Genomic DNA, 13,275 nt, shown 5'->3' with positions numbered 1-13,275 from the left:
GAGCGACAGGCGGGAGCGGACGGTGGCGGTGGAGACGGGGCGGTACGGCGATCCGGCGGTGCGGGAGGCCGTCGCGCGGCGGGTCGAGGCGGAGTGGGGGCTCGAACTGCCCGACTCCTTCTTCCGGTTCGCGGACTTCCTCGCCGCACTCGGTCCTGTCGAGCGGCGGGCGCTCGAGGACCTGGAGTTCTCGCCGTACGGAGTGACGGACCTGTTCGCCGACCCGGAGGCGCGCCCCCGGGAGGGTCTCGACATCCGGGTGCACGGGCGGTACTACCGCGATCCGCCGGAGTTCCTCACCTTCCTGCACGGCGGTTCCGGCGGTCTGCACTTCGGGCTCTGGTCCGACGACGGGCGCACCTGCGACGGCGTCGCCTCGTACTACAACGACGACGGCGAGGGGATCCAGCGGCGCCACCGCACCCCGCTGGAGGCCGTGCGGGCGAGGATCGAGGCGGTGCAGCGTGATCTCGCCGACTACGCGGCCGACGGGGACGAGGACGAGCTCGCGCGCCTGGACGATCTGGGGCACCTGCGGACGGCCCTGACCGGCTTCGAGACCGGGGAGCGCACGGAGACGGGGCAGGCGTACGCCGACGCCCACGGGTACCGGCGGAGGACGGTCGACACCGCCCGGATCACGACCATGGACGGCGCGGGAGCCCTGGTCTCCGGTGCGACGGCGCTGGACCGTCCGCCGCTGGGCGCGGCCGACGAGTACCGCTTCGGCACGTCCATGGAGGAGCTCTTCGACGACGCCGAGGCCGTACGGGCAGCCGTCGACGAGGCCCTTCGGCGGGCGGCGGCCGGCGATCCGGCGGAGGCGCTGGTGCTCGGGCGCGACCTGCACCGGGCGTCGTACGGCAGGGCGGAGCACGAGGCGTACGCGGGCGAGCTGCTGGCCGTGGCCTACCGCGAGCTGGGCCGGCCCGCGCTCGCGGGCGTCGCGGCGGCCCATCACCGCCACCGGGGGCTGCCGACCGTGGACGTCCTGCGACCCGCGCGCTGACCGGCCGCCGAGGCGTTTCCCTCTCCGCCTCCGAGCGGCTGAGGAGAGCGCTTCACAGGAGGCCTCGCGGGACACCGAACAGGACGCCGACCAGGAGTTACCCTCGACGCTGTCAGCAGTGTCGCACCACCGTGCCCGTGGGGAGCCAGCCTTGAGCGAAACGACGTCCGGGACGCGCCCGACCCTGGAAGCCGTCGCCGCGCGCGCCGGGGTGTCCCGGGCGACGGTGTCCCGAGTCGTCAACGGCGGGGCCGGGGTGCGGGACGCGCTCGCGGAGAAGGTGCGCGCGGCCGTCGAGGAGCTCGGGTACGTCCCCAACCACGCGGCGCGGACCCTGGTGACCCGGCGCAACGGCGCCGTCGCTGTGATCATCGCCGAGCCCGAGTTCCGGATCTTCTCCGACCCGTTCTTCGAGCAGCAGGTGCGCGGCATCAGCCGCGAGCTCACCGCGCACGACGCCCAGTTGGTCCTGCTCTGGGTGGAGGGGCCGGGCGACCACGAGCGGATCGCGCGCTACCTCGGCGGCGGCCATGTCGACGGGGCGCTCGCCTTCTCGCTCCACAACGACGACCAGCTCCCGGAGATCGTCCGGCGGGCGCAGGTGCCCACGGTCTTCGGCGGGCGGCCCGGCTGGACGGGGCCCGTGGGTGAGCCGCCCGTCCCGTACGTCGACTGTGACAACCGCGGGGGTGCCCGTACCGCCGTGCGTCATCTGCGGTCGCTCGGCCGCCGGAACATCGCGCACATCACCGGGCCACGGGACCAGACCTCGGCGCTCGACCGGCTCGACGGATACCGGGACGAACTGCCGGACGCCGGACCCGATCTGGTGGCCGAGGGTGCGTTCACGGAGGAGAGCGGGGCGCGTGCGATGGCCGAACTGCTGGGTCGGCGCCCGGACCTGGACGCCGTCTTCGCCGCCAACGACCTGATGGCGTCGGGTGCGCTGCGCGTGCTGCGCGAGCACGGCCTGCGGGTCCCGGAGGACGTGGCACTCGTCGGCTTCGACGACGTCCTCCCGGTGGTCGAGGCGACCGATCCTCCGCTCACGACGGTACGTCAGGACATCGAGGGAATGGGCCGGTTGATGGTGCGGCTGCTGATGCGCACCCTCGACGGCACGGGCGTCGCGGAGCCCGTGATCACCGAGACCGAGCTGGTCCGCCGGGCCTCCGCATGACCGTCCTCCGCCAGGATTCCGCCGCCTACGGCTCCTGAAGAGGACGGACAAGTTCCGGCGTACGCCGAGCTGTTACGCGTTCGACTCTTGACGGGAGCCCGGGCCGGGAGGCACGCTCCAGACGCATTCCTGAGAGCGCTCTCAAGACGGAGGCTTCCCATGCCCACTGCCCGAGCCGCCAGAACGACCGCCGCCGTACGGATCGGCGCGGTCGTCCTCACCGGGGCCCTGCTCGCCGCCTGCGGATCCGGGGGATCCGACGGCTCCTCCGACAGCGCGGGCGGAAAGGTCACGATCACCGTCGACCTCTTCGGCTCGTTCGGCTACAAGGAGGCCGGGCTCTACGCCGCGTACGAGAAGCTGCACCCGAACGTGACCATCAAGCAGACCGACACCGAGGACGAGCAGGACTACTGGAAGTCGCTCCAGACCCGGCTGGCCGGCGGGGGCGGGCTCGCGGACGTCCAGGGCATCGAGGTCGGCCGGATCGCCTCCGTCACGCAGCAGCAGTCGGACAAGTTCGAGGACCTGACCACGTACGGTGCGGACTCGCTCAAGGGCGAGTTCGCCGACGCCAAGTGGTCCGCCGCGACCACCAAGGACGGCAAGGTCCTGGGGCTCGGCACGGACGTCGGCCCCGAGGCCATGTGCTACCGCTCCGACCTGTTCAAGCAGGCCGGACTCCCCACGGACCGGGCCGAGCTGGCGCAGAAGTGGTCCACCTGGGACGGCTATCTGGAGCTCGGCCGGCAGTACAAGTCCAAGGCCCCGGCCAAGAGCGCCTGGGTGGACAGCGTCGGCAGTCTGTACGCGGTCATGATCGGCCAGGAGAAGGAGCGGTACTACGACGCGTCCGGGAAGCTGGTCTACGCCGACAGCCCGGCCGTGAAGTCCGCGTGGGACGCCTCGACGAAGGCCGCCCAGGAGGGCTTGAGCGCCAAGCTCGACCAGTGGTCGCCGCAGTGGAACCAGGCGTTCTCGACCGGCTCCTTCGCGACGCTCCCCTGCCCCGCGTGGATGCTGGGCTACATCAAGGGCCAGGCCGGTGACGCCGGCAAGGGCAAGTGGGACATCGCCAAGCTGCCCGGCGGCGCCGGGAACTGGGGCGGCTCGTACCTCTCCGTACCGCGCGCGGCCAAGCACAAGAAGGAGGCGTACGAGCTGATCAAGTGGCTCACCGCCCCGGAGCAGCAGGCCACGCTCTTCACCAAGCAGGGGAACTTCCCCTCGTCGACCGGCGCCATCGCCAAGGTCGCCACGGCGACGGACCCGTACTTCTCGGGCGCGCCGATCGGCCAGATCTTCGGTGACGCGGCCAAGGCCGCCCCGGTGCAGGTGCTCGGGATCCACGACAAGAACGTCGCCGACCAGATCACCAACGCGCTGAGCGAGGTGGAGCGCAAGGGCACCTCGCCGGAGAAGGCGTGGTCGAACGCGCAGAAGGGCGTCGAGAACGCGGTCGGCTGATGCGGGCGGGTGTGGGGTCCGGGCCGGTCCCGGGCCCCACACCCGCTGCCCCCGGTCGTCTCGCGCACGCCTCAGGACGGCGGGCGCTCCCGCCGCGCTCCCGCCCGCACTCCCTGCCGCACACCTTCCGCCGGAAGGCGTGCTCCCCCGCCCGCACACCTTCCGCTCGCCTGAGAAGCCGCCCCAGCCGCGGCAGCAACAGCACCCGTTCATCCGACTCGAAGGGCCGCACCGTGACCCTGACCGCCTCCGGGCCGACGAGGGCGCCCGTCCCGCCGTCGTCGGCCCGGTCCTCCGGACCGGCCCGCCGCCGCAGACGGTCCGCGCTGGTTCCGTACGCCTATCTCGCCCCGTTCTTCACCCTGTTCGCGGCGTTCGGCCTCTTCCCGCTGCTCTACACCGCCTTCGTCTCGCTCTACCGCGTGGAGCTGCAGACACCCGGCGACATGGAGTGGCGCGGATTCGGCAACTACGCGGCGCTGCTGACCGACGAGTTCTTCTGGACCGCGCTGCGCAACACCTTCACGATCGGCGTGCTGTCCACCGTGCCGCAGCTCGCGATGGCGCTCGGCCTGGCCCATCTGCTCAACTACAAGCTGCGTGGGCGGACGTTCTTCCGTACGGCGATGCTGCTGCCGTACGCGACCTCCGTGGCCGCCGCCACCCTGGTCTTCGCCCAGCTCTTCGGGCACGACTACGGGCTCGTCAACTACGGCCTCTCGCTGATCGGTTTCGGCCCGGTCGACTGGCAGAACGGCACGCTCGCCTCGCAGATCGCCGTCTCCTCGATCGTCGTCTGGCGCTGGACGGGCTACAACGCGCTGATCTACCTGGCGGGCATGCAGTCCATCCCCACCGAGCTGTACGAGGCGGCGGAGGTGGACGGCGCCTCCCGCTGGCGGCAGTTCTTCCACGTCACCCTGCCCGGGCTGCGCCCCACGATCGTGTTCACCACGGTCGTCTCCACGATCGGCGCGACCCAGCTCTTCGGCGAGCCGCTGCTCTTCGAAGGGTCCATCTCGGGCGGCATCTCCCACCAGTACCAGACGCTCGGTCTCTATCTGTACGAACAGGGCTGGGGCTTCTTCCACCTGGGCCGCGCCGCCGCCATCGCCTGGCTGATGTTCCTGCTGATCCTCGTCCTGGTCGGGGTCAACGCCCTGATCGTGCGCCGCCGTTCACGGAAGGAGGGCCGGGCATGACCACGCGTGTCGCCGGCCGTACGGGCCGCGGGGGCCGGATCACGTACGCGATCCTGATCCTCGCCGTCCTCGTCTCCGCCTTCCCGTTCTACTGGACGATCGTCGCCGCCAGCCGCTCGAACGCCGATCTCGCACAGGTGCCGCCCACGCTGCTGCCCGGCCCGAACCTGTTCCGCAACTTCGAGGCGGTGATGGAGGAGGCGGACATCGGCAAGGCCCTCTTCAACTCCCTTGTCGTCTCCGGCTCCATCACCGTCGGCACGGTGCTCTGCTGCACACTGGCCGGGTTCGCCTTCGCCAAGCTGCGCTTCCGCGGCCGGGGCGCGCTGCTCGCGATCACCGTCGGCACGATGATGATCCCGCCGCAGCTCGGGGTGATCCCGCTCTTCATGCTGATCGCCGAGCTGGGGTGGGTGAACCAGCTGCAGTCGGTCATCCTGCCGGGTCTCGTCTCGGCCTTCGGGGTGTTCTTCATGCGCCAGTTCCTGGTGCAGGCCCTGCCGGACGAGCTGATCGAGGCCGCCCGGGTCGACGGAGCCTCCTCGGCCCGGATCTTCTGGTCGATCGTGGTGCCCGTGGCCCGGCCCGGCATGGCGGTGCTCGGACTGCTCACCTTCATGGCCGCGTGGAACGACTTCTTCTGGCCGATCATCGCGCTCTCCTCGCAGGAGCCGACCGTGCAGGTCGCGCTCCGCCAACTCGGCGGCGGATACGTCCACGACCAGTCCGTGATCATGGCGGGCACCCTGCTCGGCACGCTGCCGGTGCTGCTCGTCTTCGGCCTGCTGGGCCGGCAGATCGTGGGCGGCATCATGCAGGGCGCCGTCAAGGGCTGAAGCGCTCTTCTGCTCGGGCTCGCCCGATCGGCCCCCGCTCACCGGGGGCTCCGCCGAATAGGGCCGCCCCTACTCCTCTCCCTCTCACAGGAGGTCTCCGTCCATGAACGCTCTCTTCCCCGACGGCTTCCGCTGGGGCGCGGCGACCGCCGCCTACCAGATCGAGGGCGCCGCCGCCGAGGACGGCCGCACCCCGTCCATCTGGGACACCTTCAGCCGTACGCCGGGCAAGGTGCGCAACGGCGACACCGGTGACATCGCCGCCGACCACTACCACCGGATGCGCGAGGACGTGGCCCTGATGAAGGAGCTGGGCCTCACGGACTACCGTTTCTCCCTCTCCTGGTCCCGGGTCCAGCCGACCGGACGCGGCCCGGCCGTGCAGAAGGGCCTCGACTTCTACCGCGGTCTTGCCGACGAGCTCCTCGACGCGGGAATCCGGCCGGTCGCCACGCTCTACCACTGGGACCTGCCTCAGGAGCTCGAGGACGCCGGTGGCTGGCCGGAGCGGGCGACGGCGGAGCGGTTCACCGAGTACGCGGGGCTCGCCGCCGAGGCTCTGGGCGACCGGGTCACCACCTGGACCACGCTCAACGAACCCTGGTGCTCGGCCTTCCTCGGCTATGGCTCCGGTGTCCACGCGCCGGGCCGGACCGACGACGCGGCCGCCCTGCGCGCCGCCCACCATCTCAACCTGGCTCACGGCCTGGCCGCCCGCGTCCTGCGCGAGGCCGTCCCCGCCTCGGCGGAGGTCTCGCTGACCCTCAACCTCCACGCGATCAGGGCGCTGTCCGACGCGCCCGAGGACCGGGACGCGGCACGGCGCATCGACGCCGTCGGCAACCGGATCTTCCTCGACCCGGTCTTCCACGGCCGTCTCCCCGCCGATCTGGTCGAGGACACCGCGCACATCACGGACTGGTCCTTCGTCCGGGACGGCGATCTGGAGGTGATCTCCACACCGATCGACTCGCTCGGGATCAACTACTACTCCCCGTCCGTCGTCGGCGCCGGCGTCTCGGAGTCCCCCTCGCCCTGGCCGGGCGCGCCGGAGCGGGTGCGTTTCGTTCCCGCGCCCGGACCGCGTACGGCGATGGACTGGCCGGTGGACGCGGGCGGCCTGTACGAGCTGCTCGTCCGCCTCCGTGACGAGCTGCCGGAGGTGCCGCTCCTGATCACCGAGAACGGCGCCGCGTACGACGACTACGCCGACCCCGAGGGCGAGGTCCACGATCCGGAGCGGGTGGCGTACCTCGACGCCCATCTCGCGGCCGCGCACCGCGCGATCGCCGACGGCGCGGACGTGCGCGGGTACTTCCTCTGGTCGCTGCTCGACAACTTCGAGTGGGCGTACGGCTACGGCAAGCGGTTCGGGATGGTCCATGTGGACTTCGCGAGCCAGCGCCGTACGCCCAAGGACAGCGCGCGCTGGTACGCGGAGGTGATCAGGCGCGGGGGGCTGGCACGCTGAGCCCCGCCGCCGCGGCGCCGAGCCTCGCGGCGCGGCGCGCCTCGCGGGCCGGCGGCAGATAGCGCAGCCGTTCGGGGAGTACGGGCACGACGGCCCGTACGACCCGGGCGAAGCGGCGGAGCCGGCGCTCCTGCGCGTCGGTCCACTCCAGTCCCACGGCCTCGCGGGCGTCCGGTGGCATCAGGCCGACGGTGATGAAGGCGCGGAAGCGGGCGAGCCGGGGCAGGATCACCGGCCACAGCGCTCGGAGCAGCAGCCGCAGCGGCAGGGGGCCGCGGTCCGGGGGCGGTACCGGCTGGTCGGTGGCGACCAGCTCGCGCAGGACGACGGTGGCCTCGATCTCGCCGAGCATCGTGCGGTAGTAGGGCCAGAACGCCTCGACGGTCTGGGGCATGTCCCGGTCGTGGATGCCGAGGATGCGGCCGACCTGGAGCCACTCCGCGTAGAGCCGGCGCTCCTGGGCGTCGGTGAGCGGGCGGTGGAGCAGACGCAGGGCGTGCTGGTAGACGGGGAAGCCGGTGGCGTGCACCCAGGCGTAGTTCGCCGGGGTGAGCGCGTGGTACCGGCGGCCGTGGGCGTCGGTGCCCTGGATGGTCCGGTGCAGCGCGCGGAGCCGGCGCCCTTCCTCGGCCGCGGCCTCGCCTCCGTACACCCAGAGCAGGGCGGAGCGCAGGGAGCGTTCGCCGCGGCCCCAGGGGTCGGTGCGGAAGACGGAGTACTGGTCGACGCCGGCGCCGACGGCGGGGTGGGCGACCTGGAGGGCGAGGGCGGAGGGCAGCATGAGGAGCCCCCGGATGTCCCCGGCGACGCTCCACAGCACACCGCCGACGGGCGGCGGCTGGGGCGCGTCCCGTGTCGCCCCGTCCTCCGTGGCGGTCCGGGCGGGCGGGGTGGTCCCGGTGGGCCGCGTGGGCGGGGTGGTCCCGGTGGGCCGCGTGGGCGGGGTGGTCCCGGTGGGCGGGGTGGTCCCGGTGGGCCGCGTGGGCCGCGCTTCCGCCTTCCGCGCCGAGCGGTCCGTGCGCCTCGTCGGTCCGGTCATGCGGGCACTCTCCTCACGTTCTCAGCCTGCCTCGGCCAGGCCTTTCCGGCAAAGGCCGCACAAAGATCGGGGCCGTGCGCCGGGCCGGAGCCCGGGGCACGGCCCCGATCTGGTGGTGCGTGGTGCTGGTGCGTCAGCCGCGGTCGGCGCCGACCGGCTCGCCGACGATGCGGCCGGCCAGGGCGCGGGCCCAGGCGTCGACGTCGGCGGAGAGCTCGCGCTCGGCGGCGGCGCGCTCGGTGGCGATGCGCTCGGCACCGGCGGCGAGGATCGCCTCGCGCTCACGGATGCCCTCGGCACGGGCGGCGGCGATGGCGGCCGCGCCCTCCTCGGTCGCCTGGGAGCGGATGCGGGCCGCCTCGTGGCGGGCCTCGGCCAGCTCGGCCTCGTACTGCTCGCGGATCTGCGTGGCCTCGGCGCGCAGGTCGTCGGCGCGCTCGGTGCCGCCGGCGATGGCGTCCTCGCGCTCGGCGAGGGTGCGGTTGATCTTCGGCAGGATGCCCTTCGCCAGGATCAGGAAGGTGAGGGCGAACAGGACCACGCCGAGGATGAGCTCAGCCGTGACCGGGTTGAGCGGACCAAGGTCCATGTCGAAGATCGTCGAATTCTGCGCGAGGGTCATGCGCGCATGTTACCTGCTCGGAAATGGGGCCCGTTCCCCGGGCGGCGGCAAGACAGCCCCTTCGACGGCGGTCCGTGCTGACATGACCGCGCAAGATTCCCGGCACCCAATGGCTACCGCAAGGTAACTACGGCTGATTTGATGTGCGGCGCCGCTCCAACCCCCCACCTACACACGGGAGTTTCTGTGCCGCTCGCCGCACACCGCCGTCGTGCCTCCGGCGCCGCCCTGTCCCTGGCGCTCGCCGCCGCGACCCTGGCCACGGCAGCGCCCTCGGCCTCCGCCGCCGAGGCCCCGCGCCTGAAGGTGCTCAGCTACAACACCTTCCTGTTCAGCAAGACGCTCTACCCCAACTGGGGCCAGGACCACCGGGCCAAGGCGATACCCGCCGCCTCCTTCTACCAGGGCCACGACGTGGTCGTGATCCAGGAGGCCTTCGACAACTCCTCCTCGGACGCGCTCAAGGCGAATTCCGCCGCCCAGTACCCGTACCAGACCCCGGTCATGGGCCGCAGCAAGACCGGCTGGGACGCCACGAGCGGCGCCTACTCGGCCACGACGCCGGAGGACGGCGGCGTGACGATCCTCAGCAAGTGGCCGATCGTCCGCAAGGAGCAGTACGTCTACAAGGACGCCTGCGGCGCGGACTGGTACTCGAACAAGGGCTTCGTCTACACGGTCCTCGATGTGAACGGCACCAAGGTCCACGTCGTCGGCACCCATGCCCAGTCCACCGACCCGGGCTGCTCGGCGGGCGAGGCGGCGCAGATGCGCAGCCGCCAGTTCAAGGCGATGGACGCCTTCCTCGACGGCAAGAACATCCCGGCGAACGAGCAGGTCATCGTGGCCGGCGACATGAACGTCGACTCCCGGACGCCCGAGTACGGCACGATGCTCAGCGACGCGGGCCTGGCCGGGGCGGACGCCCGCACGGGCCACCCGTACTCCTTCGACACCGAGCTGAACTCGATCGCCTCCGAGCGCTACCCGGACGACCCGCGCGAGGACCTCGACTACGTCCTGTACCGCTCGGGCAACGCGCGCCCGGCGAACTGGACGAACAACGTGGTCCTGGAGCAGACCGCGCCCTGGACGGTCTCCAGCTGGGGCACGCGCTACACGTACACGAACCTGAGCGACCACTACCCTGTCACCGCGTTCTGAACGGGAACGCTCCGACCTGATCGCCCCCGGCCCGCCGCGCCTCGCGCCCGGCGGGCCGGGGTCGTCCTAGTACCCGTACACGCCGAACTGGGTGTAGGCCCAGAGCCCCACGATCCCGGCCACGCAGAGCACCACCACCCAGGAGCCGACGCTCGTGTGGAGTCTTTTGGCGGGGCGGGCGGGCTTGGGCGCGCGCTTGGTCCGGGCCGGGCGTTCGGTGCGGGCCCGGGAGGGGGCCGCCGCGTCCGCGGCGGCGACGTCGGCGAGCAGGCGGCGGCAGACCGCGGCCAGTTCGGCCGTCCCGACCGAGAGGTCGACCACGATCTCCGAACGGGCCGGCGCCGTGGTGCCGCCGTCCAGGAGTCGGCCGGCGCGCAGCCGGGCCTGGTTCCTGCCCCCGGTCGGGGCCAGGCTGATCCAGCGCCCCACGTGCTCGCCCCGGATCACGACTCCACCGCCCCGCTCCCGGTACACGGTGTGTTCCCGCCACAGGACGCCGGCCAACTCCGCAGCCGTCTCCCTGAGTTCCGTGTACATGACCCTCCCCAGTCACCGTTCCCCGAATTCGAACAAGCACGTGACTCTAGCGGCAGGTACACGCCAGATCTCGCACGGGTCGGGCGGGTGTACCCGTACGCCCGCTTACGCCTCGAAGTCGTACACGGTGACCGGTATCCCCCGCGCGGCGAGCCGCTCGGCTATCAGCGGCTCGACCCGCGACCACTTCCCACCGGCCAGCCCGCAGCCGATCCGGGGCATGTGCACGGAGGCCCCCAGCTCCTCCGCCCTGTCGCCGAGCAGCCCGAGCGCCGCGTCGATCGCCTCGTACCGCACGGGCACCCCCGTGCTCCGGCCGGTGCGCGTCCCGCGCTGGCCGACCAGATTGGCCACCCAGACGTACGGCCCGACCTGCACGAACTGGGCGGCGCCCAGTGCGAAGTCGTTCCGCGCACGCTCCCGGTGCCAGCGGCGATAGGCCGCCTCCGGCTCCGGCCAGCGGCGCGACAGCGCCAGGACGAATCCCTTGCCCCAGCCGCCCAGGTCGTTGCAGACATGCGCGATGATCTTGACGCCCTTGCCCTGCGGCGCGCTGGCGTCCCCCCGTACATACGTGATCCCCGACATGCGTTCACCGTAGGGCGCGCCACTGACATCGGCCGCACGCTTTTACATCGCTGGTGAGACAGCAATACTGTTGCACCGAGGGAACGGCACGGCAGTCACGGCACCGGAAGCGAGGCACCTCAGATGGCCACCGAGACCGAGGCGCAGCCCGAGCAGCCCGAGCAGGCGCCGACGTTCACCGTCGACGAGCTGGCCGCCCGGGCGGGGGTCACCGTGCGGACCGTCCGCTTCTACAGCACCAAGGGACTGCTGCCGCCGCCCGCGATCGGCCCGCGCCGCGTCGGACACTACGGGCCGGGACACCTCTCCCGCCTGGCTCTGATCGAGGAGCTCCAGCGCCAGGGGATGACGCTCGCCGCCATCGAACGCTATCTGCACCAGCTGCCGCCCGACCTCAGCGAGCGGGACCTCGCCGTCCACCGGGCCCTGATCGCCGCCTGGGCGCCCGAGTCCGCCGAGGAGATCACCCGGCGCGAGCTGGAGCGGCGCGCCGGGCGGGCCCTTACGGACGAGGACGTGGACCGTCTCGCGGCGATGGGTGTCCTGGACAAGGGCGCCGACCCGGACGTCTTCCGCCTCGACGCCTCGCTGCTGCGGCTCGGCGTCGAGCTGCTCGACGTGCCCATCGCCCACGAGACGATCCTCGCCTCCCGCACCGTCCTGCTGGAGCACGCGCGCGTGGCGGCCCAGGAGCTGTCCCGGATCTTCCGGGAGGAGGTCTGGAACCCGTACCGCGAGAGGGCCGAGGACCCGGATCACCTCGCCGCGATGAAGTCGCTCTCCGCGCACATGCAGCCGATGGTGATCCAGGCCCTCGTCACCGCCTTCCAGCGCTCCCTGCGGGAGGAGCTGCGGGCGGCGTTCGGTACGGAGACGGCGGCGGGGGCCGACTAGCCGAGCAAGCGCGGCTGGGTGCCCGGCGTGAGGGCGATCCACACGGCGTCGCTCTCCTGGATGATGTACATCGCGTCGCGCTCCACGTCCCAGCCGAGGGGTACGACGTAATACCGCCCGTCGTGTTCCAGGAGCAGGCGCAGCCCGGTGTAGCGGTAGCGATGACGCAGCCCGCTCGACAGGACCTCCCGTTTGACCTTGCCGGTGGGGAGGGCGAGCGGATGACTGCTGAGGATCATCACCCCGGTCCAATCGGTGACACGGCCGGCGCGGGCCCTGGCGTCCCGCTGGGCCGTCTGGACGGTGACCTGGGTGAGCGTCCAGAAGAGAAAGGCCCCGGCGGCGAAGACCGGGAGCGCCTTGCGTCGCAGCCCCTTCGGCCGCCGGCCCTGGGAGTCACGGCACTGGCCCATGAGCAACCCGACGGCGATGAGGAGGGGGGCGGTCCAGCCGTAAGGCTGGATCTCGCTCCACAGGGCGAGCAACACCACACCGATGACCACCACGGGCACGGACAGGCGGGCGGCGACGGCTTCGGCCTTGACGGCGGTACGGCGCGCCCCGCCCCGGTACGTCCGGGCCCGAGCCCGGGCCCAGGGCGCCGCCACGACCAGCACGATCAACCCGGCGGCCACCAGGACCTCGAGCTTCAGCAGCCGCAGGCTCTGGGTCACCAGCTCGCCGAAGCCCAGGTCGAGCGTGCTGAGGGAGATGTGGAAGTACGCGTAGAACGTGCTCATGTACATCGCGCCCAGGTAGAACAGGAGCGCGGCGATGAAAGTCCCTTGCGCGACGACCGTCCGGAGGAGCGCGGTGGGGCGGTACGGATCGGCCTCCGGCTCCTCGGACGGGTCGTCCAGGGGCGGCTCGCTCACGTGCTGTCGGGACCGGGCGGTTCGATCGGTTCCGAAGGCCCGTCGGGCGTCGGGGGCGTTGGCGGTTGCGTCTCGTCGAAGCTCGGGGCGGAGGTCGGGTCGCCGTCATCGTCTCCGGTCGCCCTCGGTGGCTGCGGTTCGGGCGGAACGTACGGCTCCCCGGTGTCGGTCGGCTGTGGTTGTTGTTGTTGCTGCTGCTGCGGAGAGGTGGGCGGACTGGACACCGCGTCGGGCGGCGACGGGGAGTCCGCGGGGGCGGGCTTGTCGGGGTCGCACGCGACGAGCGCGCCGGCACCCAACACGCCGACCACGGCGAGCATGACGACACGGATCCAGCGAATGGTCTTGTCCCGCATCCGACCTCCTTGATCGTCCGCGAGCGTAGAGGGAC

Annotated in this window: 14 protein-coding genes; 8 read left to right on the top strand and 6 right to left on the bottom strand. The window is 72.0% G+C overall.

What is annotated here, in order from left to right:
* The first annotated feature begins 22 nt into the window (after positions 1 to 22).
* The 6 genes from ACZ3OF_RS01735 (at position 23) to ACZ3OF_RS01710 (ending at position 7,165) form a co-directional block, all read left to right on the top strand.
* Complete coding sequence (locus tag ACZ3OF_RS01735) at positions 23 to 1,009, top strand: hypothetical protein (RefSeq protein ID WP_361666846.1); 987 nt, start codon at positions 23 to 25, stop codon at positions 1,007 to 1,009.
* A 151-nt stretch (positions 1,010 to 1,160) separates the two neighbouring features.
* Positions 1,161 to 2,189 carry a LacI family DNA-binding transcriptional regulator gene (locus ACZ3OF_RS01730; RefSeq protein ID WP_361666848.1) on the top strand — a complete coding sequence of 343 codons (1,029 nt, stop codon included), beginning with the start codon at positions 1,161 to 1,163 and terminating at the stop codon, positions 2,187 to 2,189.
* A gap of 159 nt (positions 2,190 to 2,348) precedes the next feature.
* Positions 2,349 to 3,656 carry an ABC transporter substrate-binding protein gene (locus ACZ3OF_RS01725; protein WP_361666849.1) on the top strand — a complete coding sequence of 436 codons (1,308 nt, stop codon included), beginning with the start codon at positions 2,349 to 2,351 and terminating at the stop codon, positions 3,654 to 3,656.
* A gap of 233 nt (positions 3,657 to 3,889) precedes the next feature.
* On the top strand, positions 3,890 to 4,858 hold the full coding sequence (locus ACZ3OF_RS01720; RefSeq protein ID WP_467302079.1) for a carbohydrate ABC transporter permease: 969 nt from the start codon (positions 3,890 to 3,892) through the stop codon (positions 4,856 to 4,858).
* Positions 4,855 to 5,694, top strand: a complete 840-nt coding sequence (locus tag ACZ3OF_RS01715; RefSeq protein ID WP_352186210.1) for a carbohydrate ABC transporter permease — start codon at positions 4,855 to 4,857, stop codon at positions 5,692 to 5,694. Before ACZ3OF_RS01720 ends, ACZ3OF_RS01715 begins: the two co-directional genes overlap by 4 nt.
* 103 nt (positions 5,695 to 5,797) lie before the next feature.
* Complete coding sequence (locus ACZ3OF_RS01710; RefSeq protein WP_467302075.1) at positions 5,798 to 7,165, top strand: GH1 family beta-glucosidase; 1,368 nt, start codon at positions 5,798 to 5,800, stop codon at positions 7,163 to 7,165.
* On the opposite strand, the gene ACZ3OF_RS01705 is transcribed toward ACZ3OF_RS01710, so the two are convergent.
* Together ACZ3OF_RS01705 and ACZ3OF_RS01700 are read right to left on the bottom strand one after the other, a co-directional pair.
* Positions 7,140 to 8,204, bottom strand: a complete 1,065-nt coding sequence (locus tag ACZ3OF_RS01705) for an oxygenase MpaB family protein (protein ID WP_467302073.1) — start codon at positions 8,202 to 8,204, stop codon at positions 7,140 to 7,142. The two genes, ACZ3OF_RS01710 and ACZ3OF_RS01705, sit on opposite strands and share 26 nt — an antisense overlap.
* 133 nt (positions 8,205 to 8,337) lie before the next feature.
* On the bottom strand, positions 8,338 to 8,826 hold the full coding sequence (locus ACZ3OF_RS01700; RefSeq protein ID WP_361666853.1) for a F0F1 ATP synthase subunit B family protein: 489 nt from the start codon (positions 8,824 to 8,826) through the stop codon (positions 8,338 to 8,340).
* A gap of 186 nt (positions 8,827 to 9,012) precedes the next feature.
* Here ACZ3OF_RS01700 and sph point away from each other — a divergent pair, with 186 nt between their 5' ends.
* A complete protein-coding gene (gene sph, locus ACZ3OF_RS01695) occupies positions 9,013 to 9,990 on the top strand; it encodes a sphingomyelin phosphodiesterase (RefSeq protein ID WP_467302071.1) in 978 nt (325 codons plus the stop codon).
* 66 nt (positions 9,991 to 10,056) lie between these two features.
* Here sph and ACZ3OF_RS01690 read toward each other — a convergent pair whose 3' ends face one another.
* Both ACZ3OF_RS01690 and ACZ3OF_RS01685 read right to left on the bottom strand, forming a co-directional pair.
* A complete protein-coding gene (locus ACZ3OF_RS01690; RefSeq protein ID WP_361666855.1) occupies positions 10,057 to 10,527 on the bottom strand; it encodes a hypothetical protein in 471 nt (156 codons plus the stop codon).
* Between the two features lie 105 nt (positions 10,528 to 10,632).
* Complete coding sequence (locus ACZ3OF_RS01685; RefSeq protein ID WP_467302068.1) at positions 10,633 to 11,115, bottom strand: macro domain-containing protein; 483 nt, start codon at positions 11,113 to 11,115, stop codon at positions 10,633 to 10,635.
* Positions 11,116 to 11,238: 123 nt separating this feature from the next.
* On the opposite strand from ACZ3OF_RS01685, the gene ACZ3OF_RS01680 reads away from it, so the two are divergent.
* Positions 11,239 to 12,009 (top strand): MerR family transcriptional regulator, encoded by a 771-nt coding sequence (locus ACZ3OF_RS01680; protein WP_361666858.1) that lies wholly within the window; start codon positions 11,239 to 11,241, stop codon positions 12,007 to 12,009.
* Here the strand turns inward: ACZ3OF_RS01680 and ACZ3OF_RS01675 are convergent.
* Entirely contained in the window at positions 12,006 to 12,884 is an 879-nt protein-coding gene (locus tag ACZ3OF_RS01675; RefSeq protein WP_361666859.1) for a hypothetical protein, read from the bottom strand. The two genes, ACZ3OF_RS01680 and ACZ3OF_RS01675, sit on opposite strands and share 4 nt — an antisense overlap.
* Positions 12,881 to 13,240, bottom strand: coding sequence for a hypothetical protein (locus ACZ3OF_RS01670; protein ID WP_467302067.1), 360 nt, complete (start codon positions 13,238 to 13,240; stop codon positions 12,881 to 12,883). Before ACZ3OF_RS01670 ends, ACZ3OF_RS01675 begins: the two co-directional genes overlap by 4 nt.
* Positions 13,241 to 13,275: the final 35 nt, after the last annotated feature.

Source organism: Streptomyces sp. NPDC022552 (assembly GCF_055561875.1).
The sequence above is the reverse complement of the archived record's forward strand: the minus strand, read 5'-3'. Positions and strand labels throughout refer to the sequence as shown.

What these genes read in the sequence shown, in the direction of transcription:
- ACZ3OF_RS01705 (WP_467302073.1), bottom strand. Translation starts at nt 8,204, where the DNA reads ATGACCGGACCGACGAGGCGCACGGACCGCTCGGCGCGGAAGGCGGAA.
- ACZ3OF_RS01715 (WP_352186210.1), top strand. Translation starts at nt 4,855, where the DNA reads ATGACCACGCGTGTCGCCGGCCGTACGGGCCGCGGGGGCCGGATCACG.
- ACZ3OF_RS01700 (WP_361666853.1), bottom strand. Translation starts at nt 8,826, where the DNA reads ATGACCCTCGCGCAGAATTCGACGATCTTCGACATGGACCTTGGTCCG.
- ACZ3OF_RS01670 (WP_467302067.1), bottom strand. Translation starts at nt 13,240, where the DNA reads ATGCGGGACAAGACCATTCGCTGGATCCGTGTCGTCATGCTCGCCGTG.
- ACZ3OF_RS01725 (WP_361666849.1), top strand. Translation starts at nt 2,349, where the DNA reads ATGCCCACTGCCCGAGCCGCCAGAACGACCGCCGCCGTACGGATCGGC.
- ACZ3OF_RS01710 (WP_467302075.1), top strand. Translation starts at nt 5,798, where the DNA reads ATGAACGCTCTCTTCCCCGACGGCTTCCGCTGGGGCGCGGCGACCGCC.
- ACZ3OF_RS01680 (WP_361666858.1), top strand. Translation starts at nt 11,239, where the DNA reads ATGGCCACCGAGACCGAGGCGCAGCCCGAGCAGCCCGAGCAGGCGCCG.
- ACZ3OF_RS01685 (WP_467302068.1), bottom strand. Translation starts at nt 11,115, where the DNA reads ATGTCGGGGATCACGTATGTACGGGGGGACGCCAGCGCGCCGCAGGGC.
- ACZ3OF_RS01690 (WP_361666855.1), bottom strand. Translation starts at nt 10,527, where the DNA reads ATGTACACGGAACTCAGGGAGACGGCTGCGGAGTTGGCCGGCGTCCTG.